Source organism: Spirosoma humi (genome assembly GCF_054776575.1).
This window is the reverse complement of the sequence record NZ_BAAHBR010000002.1, coordinates 293,136-315,370: the sequence shown is the minus strand read 5'-3', so window position 1 is coordinate 315,370 and position 22,235 is coordinate 293,136. Positions and strand designations below refer to the sequence as shown.

Here is a 22,235-nt window from a genome sequence, read left to right as displayed (position 1 = left end):
TTGCCTTACAAAGTTACCCATTTCAGCGTATGCATCGAAACCTATTTCAACGGCATCTGTGGAGCCTGCTGCTCAGCGGTTGGCTGATAGCGGCCTGCTCAGCCCCCGAAAACAAACCACCCGACAACCTGATCAGCGAAGCGAAAATGGCCGACATCCTAACGGAAGTGCATATGGCCGAAGCCCGCGTTAGCCGAATCAATCTGCGTTCTGTCGATTCATCGCATATTGTGTATAAGCAACTGGAGAACCAGATTTTCAAAAAATTTGGCGTCGACACGACTACTTACCGAAAGAGTTATACCTTCTATTCCTCGCACCCGGCCGATATGGAAGCAATTTATAAGCAGGTTACCGAGAATTTGCAGAAGAAGATCAATTCAAAAACGAAGAAGCCCTTATGACAATCGGAATTATTGGGGCGGGAATTTCAGGCCTGACAGTTGCCTACGAATTACAAAAGCAGGGCATTGATTATCGCCTTTGGGAAGCGGCCAGCCAGCCAGGTGGCTACATTCAATCCCAATGGGTAGGTCCTCCCGCAACGGACCAACCGGATCACGGCAGATACCTCTGCGAAATTGGCCCCAACTCTCTGCTGGGCGACGCCGACCTGCTGGCCTGGCTCGATGGCCTTGGCCTGACGCCCGATCTGACCTTCAGCCGACCCGTCAGCAAAGCCCGTTATATTTTTCGGGCGGGTAAGTACCGGCAATTACCTTCCGGCCCGCTCTCTCTGCTATTTGGCACCTTCGGCGAGCCTTCGTTTTTTAGCTGGAAAACCAAACTCGCCATTTTCCGCGAACGAAACAACAAAACATTGTCTCCTCCCGGCGAAACACTGGCCGACTTTTTCAGACGGCGGTTTTCCAGCGAGATTGTCGATTACGCCCTGGGACCGTTTGTGGCAGGAATTTACGCCGGAGACCCCGAGCAACTGCTGGTTTCGGAGACGTTTCCGGTATTACTTAAGTACGAAAACGAATACGGCTCGGTGCTTCGTGGCCTAATCAAGAACCAATCGGCAACGGGCAGGCGGCAATCGTTTAGTTTTCGGAATGGGATGCAGATGCTCCCCGACGCGCTGGCCACTAACGTAACAAACCTATCACTCCAGGACGCCGTCAGGTCGATTAGCCCAATCAACGGCGGCTGGCAGGTAGAAGCGCGATCAGGCACTCGGTTTGTCGATAAACTGGTTCTGGCCGTTGGCACCGACGCGGCCGCCCGCCTGGTAGAGCCGCATTATGCCGACTTTGCCCGTTCGCTTCGTCAGGTTAGCTACCCACCCATGACCGCCGTCCATTCGGTCTATAAACGCGCCGATGTTCAGCATCCACTCAATGGATTTGGCGGGTTAAATCCAAAAATTGAAGGTCGCTTTGCCGCCGGGCATATCTGGAGCAGCTCAATTTTCGAGGGGCGCTGCCCCACGGATGAGGTACTTTTCACCACCTTTGTGGGTGGACAGACAAACGTCGGCAACGCTCAGCTTCCGGATGACGTACTAGGCGATCAGGTGCATCAGGAACTGGCCAATGGATTCGGGATTACGGTCGGCAAACCCGTTTTTCGTAAAATTTCGCGTTGGGAACGCGCCATTCCCCAATATGATGCAGGAATCGTGGCCGTAAAGCAGCCGATAAAGGCCGCCGAGGCTGATCACTTGTTTGTGTGCGCTAATTGGTACGGGGGTGTTTCTCTGTCGGATTGTATTGGAAAAGCCAGAGCATTGGTTACTCAACTGGTTGATAGTCCACAGATTAACAATTTTTAATGATTTTATTAGACAAAAAGGGAGTAATTTGCTGTTCTAGTTATATACCCTCCCTAACTTAATTAAAAGCCTGTGAAAGATCGTCTGGTCGTTATCCCAACCTATAATGAAATCGAGAATATCGAAGCCATCATTCGGAAGGTGTTTAGCCTACCGGAGCCTTTCGATATTCTTATTGTAGACGACGGCTCGCCGGATGGTACGGCACAGCGTGTCCGTGATTTGCAGGATGAGTTTTTGGCAACCAGCTCTTCTCTCCGGGGGTCAATGGCTCGGCTGCATTTGCTCGAACGGCGTGGTAAACTGGGCCTAGGAACGGCTTATATCGACGGCTTTAAATGGGCTTTATCGCGGGGGTACCAGTATCTGTTTGAGATGGATGCCGATTTCTCGCACAACCCTGAAGACCTTATTAAACTGTACCACGCCTGCGCCGATGAAGGTCCTAACCGGGCTGACGTAGCCGTGGGATCGCGCTATATTCGGGGCGTGAATGTGGTCAACTGGCCAATGGGACGGGTTCTGATGTCATACTTCGCGGGGGTTTATGTCCGCTTCGTAACGGGTATGTCGATCATGGATCCAACAGCCGGATTTATTTGCTATCGGGCCGAGGTACTGGAAGTGATTCTACACAATCCAATCAAGTTTGTGGGCTATGCCTTCCAGATCGAGATGAAGTTTACCTGCTGGAAATACGGCTTTAAACTCCGGGAAGTCCCCATTATTTTCACCGATCGCACACGGGGCGTTTCTAAAATGTCGTCCAAGATCTTTAAGGAGGCCGTTTTTGGTGTTCTCCAGATGAAAATCAGCAGTTTTTTCCGGCATTATATTCCCCGCCGGGAATCGACGAAGAAGGTTGAAGAACCGGTCGATGCAGTATAGTAGGTAACCGGGACATTCAGGCTTGGCGACTAAGCAGTGGCCCGTGAGCTTACAAACTGTCAACCAGGCAATTCAGATCCTCCTCACGTTCAATTGGTTAACCACACGTTATAACAATTCGGGCGCTCGGCAGTATTAACTTCGGTACCACTCCGGTGTGTGAAGGGCAAATGTGAAGAGAAGTGATGATAGCTGCCAACACGATTCCGTCTCGTTTTCGTGTTGGGCAACCTATCTTAACTGTGTGGCCATATCCAATAGCAAATACGAAAAGCCCAATGGTCATCAGCGCTTCCAGTTAATAGTGGATTGCAATGATGCAACTAACCAATCGCCAGTCGGGGCGTCACTCTTTCACGTGGCAGCTCTTTTTTCTTAGCCGTTTCCTCCCAATTTTCTTTCTTCTTTCATCATCGGTTTACGCTCAAAAGAAGCCCGAAACGAGCCGGGTCGATAGCTTACCCATTATTCCACAACCCGGCATTCCTGCCGATAGTATCATTGCCCGATTGGAGAAAGGGCACACGGCGCTGAATGACATCAACAACCGAACGCGCCGGGGATTTAACACCTGGCAAATTGATGATAAGCTGCCCGAAGTTCAGTCTTATATAAAGACGATACGCACCAACCTGGCGCTGTATAGCAAGGTACATGACATGAAAAACATGCTCATGTTCCAGGTCTTATTAGGGGATATTCAGCAACAACTTAAGGACTGGCGAGGGGGGTTATCGGATTACGAAAATCAGCTATCGGGCATGAACGGTCAATTGATTAGCCTGGCCAAAGATTCGATTTTCGTTGTTCCAGCCGATAGTAATTACCGGGCTTTGTATGCTAAATCGCTGAAGGATTTGCGCCAGCAATGGATAGCTGCCAGCGAATCGACGAACAAAAATCTGACCCGAATCAATAAACTACAGGCTGCGGTTTCGGATGGTTATTTCGAAACCGCCGAACTGTCCAACGTTGTCAACGAGCGGATTCGGGAGTTTAATGCCAAGATCATTGGGAAAGAATACGACGTTATCTGGTCGATTCCGAAAAGCGAAGGGTCCGATGAAACACTGGACGACCTGGTGGCTAAATCGTATGAAGGCCAGCGGTATATGCTGTCTTACTACATCAACCGAAGTGCCGAAAACTGGCTCTACATGTTTGTCATTGGGCTGGTATTTTTTGGCTGGGCTTATTCAAACTTCACCGCGATCAAGCGGCACGAACCCATTGAGAATATTCTCGCCGAAGCCAAAATCCGTTACCTTAAACCAGTACCCGTTTTTGCGACATTCGTTCTTGTCTTTAACATTGCGCCATTTTTTGATCTACGTCCGCCAGCCGTTTATGTCGAGTTGATGCAGTTCATTCTGCTCATTGCGCTTACGTTTCTGTTTTATCGAAGCTGGACAAGGCAGTTGTTTTACTACTGGCTGGCCATTGTGGGTTTGTATATTTTAGTGATTATAACCCGGTCGTCGATCATCGACCCCGGCTTGCTTTTCCGGCTGTGGTTCCTGCTGTTAAGCTTACTGTCCATCCTGTTTGGCTTCCTGTTCCTGTTTCGAATCCGGAAGGCGCTGGCGCTTACGGGCTTTATCAAACAGGTGTCTATTCTCTACATTATTTTAAATATACTGGCCGTATTCTGTAATGTATTCGGACGGCTGAGTCTGGCTAAAATCTTCAGTACAGCCGCTATTTTTGGGTTGACACAGGCGATTGGTTTGTTCACCCTCGTGCAGATTGTCAATGAGGCATTTGCCCTTCAGGTCATTAGCGGCCGGTTATCAAACGGCATCACCTCACGCTTCAATTACGAGAAAATCAAAGTTGGCTTACACGCCTTTCTGAGCTTTGTTTCCCTGATTGCCTGGGTTATTATTTTCACCAATAACCTCTATATCTATAACGCCATCTATGGTCGGATCGAACATTTTCTGAGCGCCGAACGCACCGTAGGCAGCACATCATTTACCTGGGCCAATATTATCATGTTCACCATTGTGTTGTATATATCCAGCACAATGCGGAAATACATTGGCTATTTTTTCGGGGAAACCGAAGACGAAGTGGGCGGATCGATCAGTAAGTCTGACTCGCGGCTGGTGATCGTCCGGCTGGTGATCCTGATCGGCGGCTTGCTGCTGGCGGTGGTCGCATCCGGAATTGGGCTCGATAAAGTGACGGTTATGGTCGGAGCGCTGGGCGTAGGTATCGGTCTGGGTCTTCAAAACATCGTCAACAACTTTGTTTCCGGCATTATTCTAATCTTCGACAAGCCCTTCCAGATTGGCGACTTCATTGAAATTGCGGCTAAGAAAGGGCGTGTTAAAACGATCGGCATCCGATCCAGTCGGCTATTGACTACCGAAGGATCGGAAGTGATCATTCCAAACGGCGACCTCTTGTCCGGTCAGGTTGTCAACTGGACCATCAATCACAAAGCGAAACGCATTGAGCTAACGCTGAAAGCCGATGCTGAACATGACCTTCACACGCTTGAGCCACTTATTAAAGAGGAAATCATGAAGCATCCGAATGCGGTGAAACGCATAGCCCCCGAAATTTTCCTGTCGGCAATTACCAGCGATGCCATTGAGTTAAAAGTGCGGGTCTGGATCAACTCGGTCAATAAGGAAGATCTATTCAGAAGCCAGGTGCTGCTGAGTATCTATCGGCGCTTCAAGGAAAATGGCATCAAGATGATGTAAAAAAAATAGCGGAACTAAGTCCTTCACTGACTTAGTTCCGCTACAAATGCGGCATAAACATCGGCCGCCACATCAATCTCAAGCCGTTTATTTGGGTTTGTAAACCCAGAAACTATCGTGACGTTCGACTTGGCGATACCGAGTCGTTTGGCCAGGAAATCAACGAGGTACGCGTTTGCTTTACCATCCTGCGCCGGAGCCCGAATTTTGGCATTGAGCTGGCCAGCCGCATCGTAAAATAGCTGGTCAACTTTGCTGCCAGGCTTTACCCGAAGATGGAGCGTCATGGTTCAGATAGCAACGGAATAGTTGAGCTTGATCTCGTCGCCGGTTAGACCCCGGAAGCCCCAGTTATGAGCCGGGCTTTCCAGTATACAGATTTCGAGGTCGGTAACCGCCAGTCCAATTTGTTCGCCAATCCGTTGGTATAACAGGTGAATCAGCTTCTTTTTGGTTTCCACCATACGCCCTTCCATTATCATAATCTCCAGAATTATGTAGCGCTCTGAAGCGGTAGCGGGCCTGAAGAAGTCTTCCTGATCAAGGTAAAAAAAACGGTGTGCCCGCTTGTCCTGCGGAAACTGAAGAGCTTCTACCACGCACGAGTGAATGGCATCGGAGAGCGCTTGCCGAATGGGCTGTAGCTGTTCCCGCACCCCGTAAATTTTCACCTGACCCATCCGCGTATGTTAGTTAAGTTGCTCAGCCAGCACGGCAATTCCCTCGGCAAAACTGTGCGGATTGTAGCCCAGTACTGTTATAGACTTATCCAGAATAAATCCGGTGCGCGGAGGGCGTCGGGCCACCTGCGTAAAGGTCGACGCATCGGCCTGAGTAATCAACGATTTATCGAGACCAAAATAATCCGCCGTTTGAATGGCCATCTCGTAAGGCGTCAGCACCTCTTTACCGGAAATATTGAAAATACCTTCCGCTTCCTGATCGGCAATCAGGTAACACCCCATTGCCAGGTCTTCGGCCAGCGTTGGGCTACGCCACTGGTCGGTCACGACTTTGATCGTCTTACCATCTTCCAGCGATTTCTTCACCCACAGAATAATGTTGCTCCGGCTCATATCGTGGGCAATGCCATACACCAGCACCGTTCGGGCAATAGCCCACCGAAGGTTAGAGTGCCGCACGGCCGATTCGCCCGCCTGCTTGCTCCAGCCATAAAAGCTGATTGGATTGGCTTCAGCCGTTTCATCATAAGGCCCGGCAGCTCCATCGAAAATGAAATCAGTCGATACGTGCAACAGAAACGCGTTGATTTTCTGGCAAGCCTCAATGATGTACTCGACAGCGTGCACATTTTGTGCCCAGCAGGCATCTTTCTGTACTTCGCACTTATCCACATCGGTCATAGCCGCCCCGTGAATAACAACGTCTGGTTGCACCTCACCAATCACCGCAAGCACCTGCTGGCGATCCGTGATATCCATCGACCGATACGTATATCCCTCCGAAAAGGGAAGCCGATTTTCGCCCCGCGCTGTAGCGACTAGTTCAACGGTTGGTTGCTGCACAAGCAGGCTAACCAGTTTCTGGCCCAGCAGCCCATTGGCCCCGGTAAGAAGAATTTTTTTCATATGCTGTGAATATGTAGAGATGCAGGATATTGCGTCTCTACATGTATTTATATCCGTACTGTTTTGTAATCTTCTTTTTCTTTATCCAATCGCCGGTCATGGTCATGCGCACGTTTTTCTCCGGCCGATCCATTTCGTTACGGGGTTGTTTGGCAATGCTATCGACGATTGCCAACCCATCAATGACCTCCCCAAAAACGGTGTAATTCCCATCCAGATGGGGGGCACCGCCGAGCGTTTTGTAGACTTGTTTCTGCTCATCAGTCGGCACATGTCCTTTCAACGCCTGAATACGGTCGATCTGTTTCTGTAATCCGGCATCGTCCCAAACGCGCCCCTGCACAATATAAAACTGGCACCCACTCGACGCCTTTTCGGGATTGTTATCGCGGGCAGCCGCTAAGGCTCCCTTTTTGTGAAAAAGGGACGGAACAAACTCCGCCGGAATTTTATAGCCCACATCGCCATTGCCCAGCGGTTGGTCGTCCTGCGCCTTTCGTGAGTTTGGATCGCCCCCCTGAATCATAAACAGCGGAATGATGCGGTGAAACAACAGGCTATCGTAGAACTTCTGATTGACGAGTTTAATGAAATTCTCCTTATGCTTTGGTGTTTGGTCATATAGCACAAGCCGCATGGTTCCATACGAGGTGTTAAGCGAAACAAGGTAGTCTTTTTTCTTTCGGTTTTGGGCAATTGAAAGAACCGGAATCAGCAAAAAAATAAGTACAAGTTTACGCATAGAGTTTTATCAATGTTTTCAGCAGCTAAAAACAGACCCGAACGGACAGACAAAAAATTACAGATTTACGCGATTTTGAAAAGCATCTTTCAAACGCTGATCGTGGGTAACCACAATCAGGCTGGCACCAATCTGCTCCGATTGCTGCCGCAGCAGTGCGACAACACGGCTGGTATTTTCATCGTCGAGGCTGGATGTGGGTTCATCGGCCAGAATAACATCCGGCTGGTTCATCACAGCGCGGGCAATGCTGACCCGTTGCTGTTCACCCTGGCTGAGTTGGTTTGTTTTCTTGGCCAGATGGTCGGCAAAACCCAGTTGACCGGCCAGCTCCCGTGCCCGAGCTTTATCCTGCGGTTTATTGGCTAGGTAATTTGCCATCAGCAGGTTATCCAGCACCGACAGCGAACTAACGAAGTGGGGTTTCTGGTAAACGATGCCCAGGTGTTTGGCCCGAAAAGCCGCCGTTTCAGCCACGCTGAGTTTGGTCAGATCTGTCTGGTCGATAATGACCGATCCACTTTTGGGCTTGAGCAGCAAGGCCAGCAAATGCAGAAACGTCGTTTTGCCAGTACCAGATTGCCCCAGAATCAGGAAGGCTTCGCGATTGGCGCAGTGTACGTCGGGGAACGTGAACTGTTTCGCAGAGCTATAGTCAAACGTGAGTTGATGGGTTGCCAGCATTGGATTAGAGCAAGTACCGACAAAAATAGGCAAAAGTTGTAATTTTGATGGTGTCATGCCGCGTCGGGTTTAAGACGTCGGCACGGCCTACCAGTTCCTTACATATTTACCTGCCTTGAAACACATCGCCCTGTTTGCTTCCGGTTCCGGCTCCAACGCCGAAAAAATTGCCGAATATTTTGCCGGTAACACCGAGGTTACGGTATCGCTCATTCTGTCGAACAACCCCAAAGCGGGTGTTATCGAACGTGCCCGACGACTCCATATTCCCGTACTGCTTTTTGATCGAACAACGTTTTATACCACCAGCCAGATCACCGAACTTCTGCTTAATCAGTCTATTGACCTGATCGTTCTGGCTGGTTTTATGTGGCTGATGCCTGCTGATCTGGTACGAGCTTTCCCCAACAGGATTATTAATATTCACCCGGCTTTACTACCTAAATTTGGCGGCAAAGGTATGTACGGGCATTTTGTTCATGAGGCCGTTGCGGCAGCCGGTGAAACGGAATCGGGCATCACCATCCATTATGTCAATGAGCATTACGACGAAGGGCAGATCATCTTTCAGGCCGCTTGCCCAGTTGCTCCATCAGATACACCCGACGATATTGCCCGCAGTGTGCAGGCGCTGGAACACATACATTACCCTCGCGTTGTAGCCGAGGTGTCAACTAGCCTCACCCCTCAAAAACCATGAAAAAATTATCCGTAGCGGTGCTCTTACTGGGTTTGACCGGCTGCTTTAAGCCCATGGTCTATCTACAAAACAAGCCCAGTTATCCGGTGGATGTCTTCTACGAAAACCAGCGGCCCGAGCGACCGTTCGACCCGCTCCAGGATCTGGAAGTGAAAGGGGAAGTCCCTTTGGATGACCGTCAGTCGGCGAACCGCCGAATGCTCAGCCGGGGTAACGACATGCAACAGAAAGAACTCATGCTATCCCGCCTGACGATTCAGGCCAAAAAGCTTGGTGCCGACGCCCTCGTATCGGTGCGTTACACCTATTACACATCCACAACCGACAACGGGTACATCATGAGCGGACTGGCCGTACGCTATAAACCGGAACATTGAGACGCACAGTGGTTACACATACCACGTCAATGGCCTACAGTCTTGCGGTGATTTCGAACGGAACAGCGGCTTGGTCCAGGTTGAGCTGCCCGAATAAATGTGTTGCCCCATTTGGCGCCTGGTGCGTTCATGCTGTTGCCTGGGTGATTGACTGAATTGATCCATAAAAGCAGTTTTGGCCAACTTTTCCCTAGCCAAGTCAGTCCAGCCCAATACACCAATTCGTTGTCATTGGATCAATTAAAGGAAGCCCGAAATTCCAGTGGCGATTGATTCGTCTTACTCTTGAATAACTTGCTGAATGACTGCGGGTAGCCAAACCCTAATTGGTAGGCTATTTCGCTAACGGACAATTCAGTCGTAGCTAAAATTTCTTTAGCGTGTTCGATCAGCTTTTCGTGAATATACTGCTGGGCTGTTTGACCCGTTAACTGCTTCAGACAATCGCTCAGGTAGTTGGCCGACAGGTTCATATGCGACGCCAGCACATTGACGGTGGGTAGGCCTTGCTCGGCTGCGTTTCGAACCAACTCATTGATTACGAGCTCAATTCGACTCAGCAATTCGCTGTGTCTGGGTTTGCGGGTGATAAATTGCCGATTATAGTATCGGTTGCAATAGGTGAGTAACAAATCGACATTCGACAAGACCACATCCTGACTATACCTATCGATGGGCAAATTGTACTCTTTTTCAATTTGTTGAAAGATGGTATCGATCGATTGTTCTTCGTCTTCCGACAGGATCAGGGCTTCATTCACCGCGTATTCGAAAAAGGCGTAGTCCTTTATTTTGTTTGCTAACGGAAACGTTCGGAAAAAATCAGCGTGGATAGTCAGCAACCAGCCCGACTTGGCCAATACGTCGCCAGGTTCCAGGATACTAACCTGCCTGGGAGCAAAAAAAGACATAATACCTTCGTCAAAATCGTAAGGGGTTTGCCCATACTGAATTTTACCGGGACAGTCTTTTTTCAAGACGATCTGGTATAAATTAGAAATCAAACGCACCCGTGCGTCATTGTTTATCCTTGGCAAGTCCTCAAAGCGCAGAATGCTAAACAACGGATGCTTTGGCTTGACAATGCCCAGGGCTTTGTGGCTTTGAGCGACGGTATCGAGTTTGACGGTTGGCAGGTTTTCTTTCGGCATGGTCGCTCGGCTTACGGATTCATTTGCTTTCGTTTTCGGCTGGCAAACAGCCGGGCAATGGTGGCATTGGGTATCAACGCCCCCAGCCGTACGCTCCAGGCATTTAAGCGGCCGGATACGTGAAAGGTTTCTTTCTTTTCCCAGGCCTGAATCATTTCGGTAGCCACCTGTTCAGGAGTCTGCGTATAAGCCCCATCGGTCAGCACTTTACCCCAGGCATTATCATTGGCGGGCGTATTCATGAAATTGGTGCTGGTGAAACCGGGGTTAAACAAGAGCACCCGAATGCCGTAGGGTTTGCACTCTTCGGTAAGGGCTTCCGTAAACGACCGTACGAACACTTTGGAAGCTGCATAAACGGCCATATAAGGGCTTGGAAAAAACGCGGCCAGCGAGGCTACGTTGATGATGCCGCCCTTTTTGCTGGCGATCATACCGGGCAGAAAAAGGTGACAAAGAGCCACCAGAGAAGCATTGTTCACCTGCAGCATGGCCGACTCCGCTTGCAGATCGTTTTTGACAAACTCACCACTGGAGCCAATGCCGGCATTATTTACCAGTAGCGTAACGGTCAGCTTTTTCTGCCGACATTCGTCATAAACCTGCCCGGCAGCATCGGGTTTACTCAGGTCCGCCGGAATATACTGAGCCTGAATGCCGTATGCGCTCGTGAGTTGTGTACAAAGCCTTTCGAGTTTGGCGGCACTGCGGGCTACCAGCAACAAATTATGGTTTCGTTGGGCCAGTTGGGTGGCCAGGGCTTCGCCGATACCGCCTGAAGCTCCGGTTATTAAGGTTACGTCCATCTCTCCGTTTATTTATGAGGCAAAATTGAGATAGGACGTGTTGAAACCCGTGTTCAAAAAGCGGTTCGTTGTGTTCAAATCATAGATGATCTTGGCTATCACTCAGGTATCTGGAAGAACGATTGAGTTGGTCGGCCAGATACTCTACCACAGGCCGATCACTCTGCAACGTTTCGATCCTGTCGAAGCAGTGAGTCAGCAGTAGTTCCATACGGGTTCGGAGTTCGTGGTTCATGAAACCGATTGCTGTCCCTGTGTTAGCGCCGTGAAAACAGAAATTTATTTAATGTCTGTCAACATCCGGCTTTGCGTAGGCGGTACCGGTCACGATTTCGAAAAAATTTATTTTTAATTAATCTAAATAATATTTACGCGCTTTATATTTGCAGCGCTTATTTATACCATTCATCCATTGATTACCAGCATTCACTCGCCTAATGAAACACAGTTACCAGTTAAGCTGGATACTATTAGTAAGCTTTACACTATTGCATTTTGCCACGCTAGCTCAAACGGGCAGCTTATCGGGGCGGGTGCAGACAGGCGTTGATTCCCCTGTTTTACAAGCCCATGTTATACTTAGCGGTAAGAATCTATCCGCGATCACTGACTCTGCGGGGCGCTTCCTGCTGCGTGATCTAGAGCCGGGCAGTTACTCCCTAGAAATCTCATCAGTGGGCTATAAGCGCCATAAGGAATCGGTTATCATTAGCGCCGGGCGCACGACCGAACTAGCGATTACCCTACAATCTACTTCTGTAGACTTGTCTGAAATTCAGGTGGTTGGTAAATCTGAGTCGGCCAGGCTCGCCGTTCAGCCCATCAGTGTGGCGAGTCTTGATATAAAAAATGTTTTTGAGAAAAAGTCATCGATCACTGATGCGCTCGATCAGGTGTCGGGTATTCGGGTACGGTCCACGGGCGCTGCCGGAGCTCCGGCCGACATTTCGATTAATGGACTGCGAGGTAATTCGGTGCGGCTGTACATCGATGGTATTCCGGCTGAATTTGTAGCAGCGGGTCTAAACATCAGTCAGATTCCGCTCAACTCCATTAAACGGGTAGATGTCTACAAAGGAGTAATGCCCGTCGCTGTAGGCACCGATGCGTTGGGAGGAGGCATCAACGTGGTGACCAATCAGGCACAAGTCAATTATCTGCGCGCGTCGTACCGAATTGGGTCGTTCAATACGCATCAGGGCGGCCTGGTGGTAGGCTTGGTTAACCGGCAAAAGTCCGCTTACATTAACCTGACCTCCTCCTACGATTACTCCGACAACAACTTCAAGATGCGGGCCATCGATCTGGAATCGGGCCAGCTTATGACCGTTCGGCGGCTTAACGATCAGTACCAATCGTTTTATAACCGGCTTACGGCGGGCTTCATGAATCGCCCCTGGGCCGACGATATTCAAATCGGTGTAACGTACGCCAACCTTTACCGGGAGTATCAGAATGGTCTGGCAATTGGCAATGTACCCTTTGGCGAAGCGCATTATGGAGCCAATAATTATACACTGTCACTCAAATACGAGAAGAGTTTTACCGACAGAATCACGATTTCGTCGGTATCCAGTTACGGTAATCTTAACTATGTTTTCACGGATACCACGAAAAACATCTACAGTTGGACGGGTAAGGTCCTTCGCCGGGCTAATATGGGGGGTGAAAGTAATAACCACGCGGGCCCGTTGTTTCCTCACATCGTAACCGACGGCATTGTTAACCGAACGACACTCGCGTACTCGTTGGGTAAGGCTGGGCAATTAACCTTCAGCAATTTTTACGCCTGGAAAAAGCAGACAGGCTATAATCCGCTTATTCAGGAAAGCGATGATGAGATTGATTACCTGAAACGACCTCAGTCATTAACTAAGAATGTGGCGGGGCTGCAATATGGATTGTCGCTGCTGGCGAATAAACTGACCGCAATCATTGGTAGCAAACTATTTGGGTTTTCATTACAAGGTATTGAACGTATCACGAACGTGCCCATCTCGTCAAAAGCCACTAAGCCAGGCGGCAACGCATCGTTAAAATACGCCATTAACGACGGTCTGTTTGTGCGCACCTCCTACGAAAACGCCATGCGTATTCCGGATTTCGTAGAGGTATTTGGGGATAACGCTACGATCGTATCGAACCTGGGCATTCAGCCCGAACGGAGCCACAATGTCAATCTTGGAGCGGTCTGGACGCGTAGCTTCGGTCGGCAGTTGGTGAACATAGAGCTGAATGGCTTCTACCGGGCGCAGAAAAATCGCATCATCCTGAATCCGAACAGTGGCCTTTTCGCCCGCTACGAAAACCGCGAAGAAGTAACGGTCAAAGGCGCCGAAATGGCCATCAAGGCTAGTCTACTGCCCAACCTGCTGGCCACACTTAACCTGACCTATCAGGATATTCGGATCATCAAGGTTGCCGACCGAACGCAGCAGTTCATGCAGGGGCTGCGTTTGCCCAACGAACCCATCTTTTTCTTCAATACCGAACTGCGCTACGCATTTCCAACCCTTGCTCACGGCAATCAGCTCAGTGCTTTCGTTTTCTACAATCGCATCAATGAGTTTGCCCATGTCCTGACCGGCGCGCAATACAATCCTGACAACTATGTACCAGCTCAGAACCTGATTGATGTGGGGGCATCCTACAAATTCTGGCATAAACAGCTGACAGCTTCGCTCAATCTTCAGAACGTTCTGAACAGCGAGGTATACGATTATTACCGAGTACCGCGACCCGGTCGCAACGCCAATTTTCAATTGATTTATGAATTACCCAATTTTTAATAACTAAATGAAAACCAGCCGCATTTGCCTATTGCTCCTTTGCTTAGTCTCACTAGCCGTTGTCAACTCCTGCACAACCGATACGGACACAACACCCGCCACAACGGATAAAACGTCGGGCTTCATAACGTCGACGGTTGCCTACTCGCCCTCGGGCTCCACTTATTTTGCGGGTTACTTTGATGGCATGCCCTCGGGCCAGATCGACCTCACCCAGAAAACAGCGTTCAAGTATATTTACCCGATCGCTACGTACAAGAATGCCTTTTTTTCGCAGGCTACAGACGGAACGATGGGTATAACGAAGTTGATGGTTGATGCAGCGGGCAAAATCATTGCCAAGGGCAATATTCCTACTGCTTCGTACATTGGCGGCCTTACGATCATCAATGACAACCTAGGCGTATACGCGGAGCAGTCAACTTCGGGTAAACTGTTCACGTTCGATCCATCGACGATGACTAAAACGGGAGAGATCGATATGACCGGCGCGAAGGTATTCGACACCAACGACGCGAACCTGTACTACAACATGGTGTACCGGGCTTCGGACAACCGCCTGTTTGCCCCCCTCTACACATCTAATTCGAAGACCCCGCAGTATTACGACGCCACCAGCATCTACGTCGAAGTAATTAACCTGTCGACAAAAAAGCGGGAAAAAACAATTGAGTTTTCCAACGCGATGGACCCCTTTCAGCGCGGTATGCTAAACCCGCTCATCGATGAAACGGGAAATATCTTCTTTCTGACCCAGGGTTCATACGGCCTGGATGGGAAAGTAGGCCCAACGGCCCCGGTGTCGTCTAAGCCCCAGATCATCAAAATTCCGGCCGGTACAACTGACTTTGATCCGAGTTACCGCTTCAATCCGGTTACGGCGCTGGGCTTTCCAAACCTGATTGTGCAGATTGCCGTGGGTGGTATTTACGATAAAAATGGCATTGCCTATGCCTGCGTAACGGCCGGGGAGTACCCCGCGCGCGTGACAGAACTGATTACCAAGTACGCCCAGGGCAAAGCTACGTCGGCTGAGATTGCTGAACTGTATCAACTGGTTATTTACGGTTCAAATTACAAATGGGTTAAACTGGATCTGAACGCAAAAACCGTCACGGCTATTCCCGATATGCCGTTCACGGCTGGCTTCTCGTATCCTAGCTCGTATAAGTACGATGGGAAGCTGTATTTCCAGATGTTCAACGACACGGATAAGATCAACGGCTTCTACGAGTTCGACCCCGCCAGCGGATCGGCGAAATCACTGTTTAACGTTACGGCCGGTGGCGTCTGCACCAACCTGGTCAAGCTGACGCCGTAGTTCTCAACGCCCGCAACCCGTTCTGTTTTGACACAGCGTCTTCAGCAGAACGGGTTGATTTCTATCTAAATGCCTGCTAATCATGCAACATACGTCAACGTCGCAGCCAAAAAACTGGGCCAGCCACCAGAAAACCTGGTACGGGAAGTGGCATGTCTGGTTAGGGTTACTAGCCGGATCCATTATACTGGTGATAAGCCTAACCGGAACCATCCTGGTATACCGGGACGAGATTGACCATGCATTAAACCCTGAGCTGTTCGAGTCGCCCGCCCAGGGAAAAAAACTCACCTACGGGCAGATTACAGAACAGCTCAAACGGGATCATCCGACGTGGAAGCTGGCATTCCTGTTCAGAACCGAAGGCGAAAATGAAGCGAATCTTCCCTATAGAGCCCACTTAAAAGGCGAAGACGTCGAGGTTTTCATTAATCCATACACCGGCAAAATAACGGGTTCGCGCATTCACGACTCGGCGTTTATCGAAGTCGTGCTGGACATTCACCGCACTTTGCTGATTCCAGTAGCTGGTCGTTACATCGTGGGTATCAGTGCCCTGATCCTGGTTATTCTGACCATCAGCGGATTACGCCTTTGGCTTCCCCGGCAGTGGAAACACCTGAAGTCCCGGCTAACGATTAAGCGTAAGGCCAGCCTGACCCGCCAGAACTACGACCTTCACCAGGTGCTGGGGTTCTATTCATCGCCATTCGTGCTGCTCATCGCCCTGACGGGGGTGGTCATTACGTTTCTGACGATCATTGCACCCGTCATGTTTTTGGTGAGCTTTGAAAAGCCAAAATCGCTGGCTCAGATTCTGAACAATAAGTCAGTATACATAACAGGCGCTAAGCCCATTGGGGTCGATTCGGCGATTGCCATTGCTCAGCGGGCGTTTCCGCCAAAAAGCGAGATTCGGGGGTTAACGTATCCTGATGGTGTAAAAGGCGCTTACGCCATTTATGGTCTCGGCCCGTACGTGACCCAAACGGGCGACAACAATTTTGTCTACATCGATCAGTACTCAGGTAAAATCAACTTCAATACCGCCACTGATCTGCCCAACACGGGTAAGATGTACCTGAATTGGGTAACGCCCATTCACTACGGCACGTTCGGCGGCAGCGTAACGCGGATAGTCGCCTTTGTTGCTTCGCTGGTGCCGTCCATTCTGTTCATAACCGGCCTACTTATCTGGTTGCCGCGCTGGCGGGGTAAGCGAAGAAAAAACCGGCTTCCTCACAGCACACGCAACACCGCAGTAAACATGCCTACTACTCCAAACTGATGCACCCATGATGGTTGATTTCACGCTTACTCCAACGCCTTTTATGTGGTTTACGGCTCAGGTTAAAGCGGGCATTCGGTACGCACTGTTCTTTCTGATTATTGCTTTCGCGATGGGCGTATTGTTTGGCCTCTTTGGCGGTCTATTGTTTCAACCGGGTCTTTTTGCCACCAGCCTGGTTGGTATCTTCTGCCTGATGAATTTTCCGTTCGCGCTTCTGGCCGCACTGATCAATTTAATCCTGGCTGCGTTTAAAAGAAGCCTTCAACCGGTATACCGGTACTTTGGATTGTCACTCGGATTTGCAGTTGTCTATCTGCTGTATTTTTATGTGCTCCATTTGGCGCATATAGAGGTGTTCTAAGGCGTATAGCTAACGGCAACTAATCCCCCATGTCGAAGGCGTTTGCTACTCATTAGCCGCAGTCGGTACGCATGCGCCTGCCAAACGTTAGCATTTGTCCACTAAGTTCTGATGCGAATTGGAGTATCTGATGTGAATACATTAGTTGGATTAGTCTACTGCGTATTTTGTAGATTGGCTCATTAAATTAGCTGAATTTGCCACCCCATCTCGTTATGACCAACCGACTAGCGCTTAGCCGGGTCTACCTTACCCTGGTGCCCTTTTTAGCCGCTGCGATAGCCCTTGCCCTTGGCCACAGCAGCCCCCAACTCTATCTACCCATCTGGCTGGCCCATGCAGCCCTGATGGCAAGTGCCATCTGGTACCTGGGAAAGAATTGCTTCACCAATCCCAATCCTGGGCAACGGCAACTCGGCACCATTGCGCTGCTGGTCATTATTCCCTGGATGGGTTTTACCCTATTCGCTGGCATGGGACCTCCGCCCACCTCCATACCCGAATGGGTGAACACCGCTGCCGAACAACAAATCCGCTATGCCCTGCTAATCGCAGGAGGGATACTGATCACGGCTGGGCTTGCCTTGTTGGCTAACAAACTCCGCCAGCGTGGTGAAACGCCCTATTGGTTACTGGGTGTACTGGGGATGGGCATCGCGCTGCCTTTATTTATCCTCAACATGGCTTATTGGGGCAGCTTTTTAGTCGAATCGTTTACCAATTTTTCAGCCGCTTCAATTGCCAAAAGACCCGATTGGTACTTGTCCATGCGCGCGCTTTTTACCTGGATTAGCGGAGTGGAAGTCGCGCTGTTTTATTTGGCTACGGCCGCATTTGCCCTTGCGCTGCAATCGGTTGGCTGGTTCAACCCCAGGGCCTGTCGTCTCTACCTGCTTTTCAGCCTAGTCGGCGCTCTGCTGAGTGTGCTGCCGTCGTTTTCTTTTGAACCAATCGTGATGGCTACCTATTTGGTGTCCATCCCTGCGTTCCCCTTTATCATGCCCTATCTGATGGCGCTTAATTTGATAAACCTGGCCAATCGCCTTCCTGACGTGGATTTATGAACACTCTTTTGTCTCAGGGGTGAACCTTATTTGAGAATACGGAAAAATGTAGTGTACTCAAACTGCTCTAGAGGCATTAATGCTGGATTATTTAGATTTAAGTTGTTTAGGATTTTAATTTTTGTCAATAAACTAGTTAAGAATGGGTGTGTTTTTGTCATCCCGACGTAGGAGGGATCTTCGGACGCAGGCGACGGTAAGATCCCTCCTACGTCGGGATGACAAAAACACGTTGTTTAAGAAAATCATAAACAGCTTCATTAGATTAAATACTCACAGCTTCAGATCATTTCTAGGCTCACCCCCCTGACCAGCACCGCTAACCTCACTCACCAATCAAGCGGATGCTTGGATGCTCGGCAATGATGGATAGTACAGTGTCAAAATACGTTTCGCCACGACCACTCTCCAAAGCTTCCAGCTTTTCTTCAAACAGCTTTTTGTTGTAGGGCGATCCGGGCTTGAGTTTATCCAGATAATAAGTTCGGGTCGTCTCATACCCTAAAGCCTGTCGGCTGTGGTCCATATGGTGCCAGACTAGTTCAACCGATTGGGCGCCCTGTAAGGTGCCATAGCCCCCAAACAGTAAATCATTGAACGCATCGAGGCTAGGGCCGATCTGCCAGCTCTCTGCGGCCATAAATACGCGATTAACCTCCTCATAAAACGAGGCAATGTCGTTGATTGCGCTTCCGTCGATCTGGATTTGTTTAACCATAGTTTAGTGCTGGGCCCACCTACCAAACTGGCCCATTGTTTAGCTAAAGTAGCTTGTTTCGCCTGGAATTTCTCTCTCCTATTTAAATCATGCAGCTAACGGTGGCATGAATCTCTGCGACTTCAGCAGCACGGTTAACTCGCTGATTGAAGAGCTTCGCTTGCGTTCCCCGTCTGCCTGACTTGCCTGTTAACTTAATGAGGGATTGGACAAATGGCTTACAACTAAACGTATATCCAAGTTCATAGACAAGGAACTACTCATTGGGGTAACAAGCGCGTGTGTTAGTCGCTTTTCCAGATTTATTCCAGAATTTCCTGTTTGTTTTGAGGACAAATCAGGTACAGCATGAAGTTATTGATTGTCGAAGACGAGCCCGGACTTAGCCAGACCCTAAGTCAGTTCCTGCAAAGTCAGGGGCATATTTGTGAAACGGCAACCACCTACCAGCAGGCAGACGAAAAGATAGGGGTATATGCCTACGACTGTGTGTTGATTGATCTGATGCTACCAGGGGGAAACGGATTGGACATCTTGAAGCGCCTGAAACAGGACCACCCGCAAACAGGGGCTATTATTATCTCGGCAAAAGATTCATTGGACGATAAACTGGCGGGGCTGGATTTGGGTGCCGATGATTACCTGCCGAAGCCCTTTCATCTGGCAGAGCTCAATTCACGAATCAAATCAATTCTACGCCGAATGAAATTTGAGGGATCGGCGAGCCTGGAAGTGGGCCGAATACGGATTGATACCGAGGCCCGAACGGTTTTTGTCGATGAGCTACCCGTCAGCCTGAATCGAAAAGAATACGATTTACTCCTCTTGTTTGTTACCAACAAGAACCGAGTGATTAAAAAATCGGCTCTGGCTGAACATGTTTGGGGCGATCAGGCGGATCAGGCAGACTCCTACGATTTCATTTATTCGCAACTAAAAAATCTACGCAAACGATTCAGTCAGGTAGGCTATGAACTGAATATCCAAACGGTTTATGGGATTGGCTACAAATTCTCCCCCGACTGTTGAGTAAACGCCTTTACACCCATGCGACTTCTCACCCGTAGTACGCTCATTAGCGCACTGGTTTTTTTTATGGCTCTGATTGGTAGCGGATTTTACGTCTTCGACCAGGTTAGTCAGGAGGTACACGATGAGATCGACGAAGAATTACAGAACCGAAAACTGGAAATTCTGGCCAGCATAGCCGCGCACCCAAACGCGCTGATCGTGCAGCCAGGTATTGCGACGGACTTTCAGCTGGACACCATTAGTGCCGCTACGTACTCAGCGTTGCATGAGCATACAGAAGATATACCCATGTATGAGCGGGTGGAAGAAGAATACGAGCCGCATCGTCAGCTAGTCACCAAGTTTATCCACAAGGGCATTTATTATCGATTGCGTATCCATATGTCGCTGCTGGATCTGGAAGATATGGGTGAAGTAATCGCACTCAGCACCGGCGCGGTCATTGCCAGCCTGCTCGTGCTGAGTTTTCTGCTCAACTTTTTTCTTCAGCAACGGCTCTGGCGGCCCTTCTACTCAACATTATCGCAACTGCGAACCTTTAAAATCGACCAGGCCGATTCGTTGACCTTACCGGTGAGTTCAGTGCATGAGTTTACGGAGCTGAACAAGACAATCACCTGGTTAACGACGGTTAATCAGCGGGCTTATCAGCATCAAAAACAATTTGTTGAGAATGCCTCGCATGAATTACAAACACCCCTAGCCATCGCGTTGCACCAGACCGAACAACTCATTCAGAGTCCGGCTTTAACGACCACTGACGCACAGGCGCTGGAACTACTCAACCAGCAGTTGGAACGGTTATCGGCGCTTAACAGGGCGCTGCTGCTGCTGAGCAAAATTGATAACCAGCAGTTCGGCGAGACGCAGTCCGTCAACCTGGGCGCTTTGATTCGTCAAACCGTGGAGGAATATGAATTCATGGCCGAGCATAAAGGCTTACGCGTTCAGCTACTATTGCTGGATGATTTCGACGTATCGGCCAACCACCACCTCATAGTGGTGCTTCTTCGAAACCTGATCCGAAATGCCCTGGTCCACACGCCGACCGACGGCACCATTACCATTCGATTGGCCAATCAGTCGTTACAAATTGAGAATACGGCTGCTGCCAGCATTGATCGGCCGGAAACGCTTTTCGACCGATTCGTCAAGCAAAGTGATCAATCTCAGTCCCTTGGGCTGGGATTGGCAATCGTCAAATCGATCTGTGATACGTACGGGTTCACCCCCCATATCACGCAGCAGAAAAACCTGTTTATTCTGTCCATTCAGTTCTAGTATTCCAGATTCGTTCCAGAAACGCTGGTGAGCTTTGCCCTAACCAAACGGCAAGCGAGATGAACAAGGTCTTATTTTACTGGATCAGCTTCCTGATAATCAGCCATTCAACCGGCCAGGCTCAAGCTATACCCACTCCCGTTCCAGCCATGAGCGATACCGCACAAATTGCTAAACCCGCTAAGATTTCGCACGCGGAACCACTGTATCTGGACTTAGTTCGCGATCTGGGTGCCCGTAAAGGCGAGCGGGAATGGAACGTAGGCACGCAATTTAGCCAGCGCGGGGGTGGAACATCCTGGCATCCGTTCGTCGAATATGAATTTGCACCCATTAATCGACTGGGTTTGGAGGTTGAATTGCCTTTTCAGCTTACCGTTCCAGCCGCCAATCAGGAAGCCCCCACGACCGCGACCTTCCGGTTACACAGTGTCAAAACATCGGTTCAATGGACGTACGCGGTGATTGTTCCCTGGCAAACGTCGCTGGCGATTGGCTACACCAATGAACTGGTTGTCAACGCGGGCGGGATTCAGGCAGGAAAGCCTGTATTCACCACCGAGGAAGGGCACCCGTTTTTGGTGGCGGCCAAAAAGTGGGGGCAACGCTGGAACACACTGGTTTATGCCGCCTTGGGAGGGCAATTGCCGCATCAGGGCACTCTTCGCTCCAGTGGTTACGAACTTAATCTGGCGCTTCACTACGTCATACCGCGTAACAAAGCATTTCTGGGCGTCGAACTGTATCAGTATCAAAACGGCTCGCAGTACGATCGACTGATTCGACCACAGGTTCGGGTAGCCCTGAAAAATAACCTTCTTATTGGCTTAGTAGGCAACATACCCCTAACTGGTTCAGAAGGACCCAGTTCGTTTATCCGGCTCATTTACGAACCCCGCCGACGCTAATCCTGATTGCCGGTGACTAAAACCAGTACTCGTTCTTTACTA

At 49.7% G+C, this 22,235-nt stretch carries 22 protein-coding genes; 14 read left to right on the top strand and 8 right to left on the bottom strand.

Features of this window, described 5'->3' with window-relative positions; genetic code table 11:
* The first annotated feature begins 29 nt into the window (after positions 1–29).
* From ACYU8Y_RS03155 to ACYU8Y_RS03140, 4 genes are all read left to right on the top strand, one after another.
* Complete coding sequence (locus ACYU8Y_RS03155; protein ID WP_460934119.1) at positions 30–404, top strand: DUF4296 domain-containing protein; 375 nt, start codon at positions 30–32, stop codon at positions 402–404.
* Positions 401–1,777 (top strand): protoporphyrinogen oxidase, encoded by a 1,377-nt coding sequence (gene hemG, locus ACYU8Y_RS03150; protein WP_460934117.1) that lies wholly within the window; start codon positions 401–403, stop codon positions 1,775–1,777. The genes ACYU8Y_RS03155 and hemG overlap by 4 nt, the downstream gene beginning before the upstream one ends.
* Positions 1,778–1,849: 72 nt before the next feature.
* Entirely contained in the window at positions 1,850–2,665 is an 816-nt protein-coding gene (locus ACYU8Y_RS03145; RefSeq protein WP_460934115.1) for a polyprenol monophosphomannose synthase, read from the top strand.
* Positions 2,666–2,979: 314 nt separating this feature from the next.
* Entirely contained in the window at positions 2,980–5,379 is a 2,400-nt protein-coding gene (locus ACYU8Y_RS03140; protein WP_460934113.1) for a mechanosensitive ion channel family protein, read from the top strand.
* Between the two features lie 23 nt (positions 5,380–5,402).
* Here ACYU8Y_RS03140 and ACYU8Y_RS03135 read toward each other — a convergent pair whose 3' ends face one another.
* The 5 genes from ACYU8Y_RS03135 to ACYU8Y_RS03115 are packed head-to-tail and all read right to left on the bottom strand — an operon-like array spanning position 5,403 to position 8,394.
* Positions 5,403–5,666, bottom strand: a complete 264-nt coding sequence (locus tag ACYU8Y_RS03135; RefSeq protein WP_460934111.1) for a DUF167 domain-containing protein — start codon at positions 5,664–5,666, stop codon at positions 5,403–5,405.
* A gap of 3 nt (positions 5,667–5,669) precedes the next feature.
* Positions 5,670–6,059, bottom strand: a complete 390-nt coding sequence (locus ACYU8Y_RS03130) for a tautomerase family protein (protein WP_460934109.1) — start codon at positions 6,057–6,059, stop codon at positions 5,670–5,672.
* Between the two features lie 9 nt (positions 6,060–6,068).
* Positions 6,069–6,968, bottom strand: coding sequence for an SDR family oxidoreductase (locus tag ACYU8Y_RS03125; protein ID WP_460934107.1), 900 nt, complete (start codon positions 6,966–6,968; stop codon positions 6,069–6,071).
* Positions 6,969–7,005: 37 nt separating this feature from the next.
* Positions 7,006–7,710, bottom strand: a complete 705-nt coding sequence (locus ACYU8Y_RS03120; RefSeq protein ID WP_460934104.1) for a peptidylprolyl isomerase — start codon at positions 7,708–7,710, stop codon at positions 7,006–7,008.
* A gap of 57 nt (positions 7,711–7,767) precedes the next feature.
* Complete coding sequence (locus tag ACYU8Y_RS03115) at positions 7,768–8,394, bottom strand: ATP-binding cassette domain-containing protein (RefSeq protein ID WP_460934274.1); 627 nt, start codon at positions 8,392–8,394, stop codon at positions 7,768–7,770.
* Between the two features lie 115 nt (positions 8,395–8,509).
* Between ACYU8Y_RS03115 and purN the strand changes: the two genes are divergently transcribed.
* Both purN and ACYU8Y_RS03105 read left to right on the top strand, forming a co-directional pair.
* On the top strand, positions 8,510–9,094 hold the full coding sequence (gene purN / locus ACYU8Y_RS03110; protein WP_460934101.1) for a phosphoribosylglycinamide formyltransferase: 585 nt from the start codon (positions 8,510–8,512) through the stop codon (positions 9,092–9,094).
* On the top strand, positions 9,091–9,471 hold the full coding sequence (locus tag ACYU8Y_RS03105; protein ID WP_460934099.1) for a hypothetical protein: 381 nt from the start codon (positions 9,091–9,093) through the stop codon (positions 9,469–9,471). The genes purN and ACYU8Y_RS03105 overlap by 4 nt, the downstream gene beginning before the upstream one ends.
* A gap of 236 nt (positions 9,472–9,707) precedes the next feature.
* On the opposite strand, the gene ACYU8Y_RS03100 is transcribed toward ACYU8Y_RS03105, so the two are convergent.
* Together ACYU8Y_RS03100 and ACYU8Y_RS03095 are read right to left on the bottom strand one after the other, a co-directional pair.
* A complete protein-coding gene (locus ACYU8Y_RS03100) occupies positions 9,708–10,622 on the bottom strand; it encodes a helix-turn-helix domain-containing protein (protein WP_460934097.1) in 915 nt (304 codons plus the stop codon).
* A gap of 11 nt (positions 10,623–10,633) precedes the next feature.
* A complete protein-coding gene (locus ACYU8Y_RS03095; protein ID WP_460934095.1) occupies positions 10,634–11,428 on the bottom strand; it encodes an SDR family NAD(P)-dependent oxidoreductase in 795 nt (264 codons plus the stop codon).
* 437 nt (positions 11,429–11,865) lie between these two features.
* On the opposite strand from ACYU8Y_RS03095, the gene ACYU8Y_RS03090 reads away from it, so the two are divergent.
* The 5 genes from ACYU8Y_RS03090 to ACYU8Y_RS03070 all read left to right on the top strand — a co-directional run bounded on the left by ACYU8Y_RS03090 (position 11,866) and on the right by ACYU8Y_RS03070 (position 18,254).
* On the top strand, positions 11,866–14,217 hold the full coding sequence (locus ACYU8Y_RS03090; RefSeq protein WP_460934093.1) for a TonB-dependent receptor: 2,352 nt from the start codon (positions 11,866–11,868) through the stop codon (positions 14,215–14,217).
* A 7-nt stretch (positions 14,218–14,224) separates the two neighbouring features.
* On the top strand, positions 14,225–15,538 hold the full coding sequence (locus tag ACYU8Y_RS03085; RefSeq protein WP_460934091.1) for a hypothetical protein: 1,314 nt from the start codon (positions 14,225–14,227) through the stop codon (positions 15,536–15,538).
* Between the two features lie 82 nt (positions 15,539–15,620).
* Positions 15,621–16,826, top strand: coding sequence for a PepSY-associated TM helix domain-containing protein (locus ACYU8Y_RS03080; RefSeq protein ID WP_460934089.1), 1,206 nt, complete (start codon positions 15,621–15,623; stop codon positions 16,824–16,826).
* Between the two features lie 7 nt (positions 16,827–16,833).
* Positions 16,834–17,190, top strand: coding sequence for a hypothetical protein (locus ACYU8Y_RS03075; RefSeq protein ID WP_460934087.1), 357 nt, complete (start codon positions 16,834–16,836; stop codon positions 17,188–17,190).
* 215 nt (positions 17,191–17,405) lie between these two features.
* Positions 17,406–18,254, top strand: coding sequence for a hypothetical protein (locus ACYU8Y_RS03070; protein ID WP_460934085.1), 849 nt, complete (start codon positions 17,406–17,408; stop codon positions 18,252–18,254).
* Between the two features lie 325 nt (positions 18,255–18,579).
* Here the strand turns inward: ACYU8Y_RS03070 and ACYU8Y_RS03065 are convergent, their stop codons facing one another.
* Positions 18,580–18,972, bottom strand: a complete 393-nt coding sequence (locus ACYU8Y_RS03065) for a barstar family protein (RefSeq protein WP_460934083.1) — start codon at positions 18,970–18,972, stop codon at positions 18,580–18,582.
* Between the two features lie 348 nt (positions 18,973–19,320).
* Between ACYU8Y_RS03065 and ACYU8Y_RS03060 the strand changes: the two genes are divergently transcribed.
* Genes ACYU8Y_RS03060 through ACYU8Y_RS03050 form a run of 3 tightly spaced genes read left to right on the top strand, consistent with a single transcriptional unit; the run spans position 19,321 to position 22,193 of the window.
* The gene (locus tag ACYU8Y_RS03060) at positions 19,321–20,001 is read left to right on the top strand and encodes a response regulator transcription factor (RefSeq protein ID WP_460934081.1); all 681 of its coding nucleotides are present in this window, start codon (positions 19,321–19,323) and stop codon (positions 19,999–20,001) included.
* An 18-nt stretch (positions 20,002–20,019) separates the two neighbouring features.
* Positions 20,020–21,285, top strand: coding sequence for a sensor histidine kinase (locus ACYU8Y_RS03055; RefSeq protein WP_460934079.1), 1,266 nt, complete (start codon positions 20,020–20,022; stop codon positions 21,283–21,285).
* Positions 21,286–21,344: 59 nt separating this feature from the next.
* The gene (locus ACYU8Y_RS03050; RefSeq protein WP_460934077.1) at positions 21,345–22,193 is read left to right on the top strand and encodes an HAEPLYID family protein; all 849 of its coding nucleotides are present in this window, start codon (positions 21,345–21,347) and stop codon (positions 22,191–22,193) included.
* The last annotated feature ends 42 nt before the right edge of the window (positions 22,194–22,235 follow it).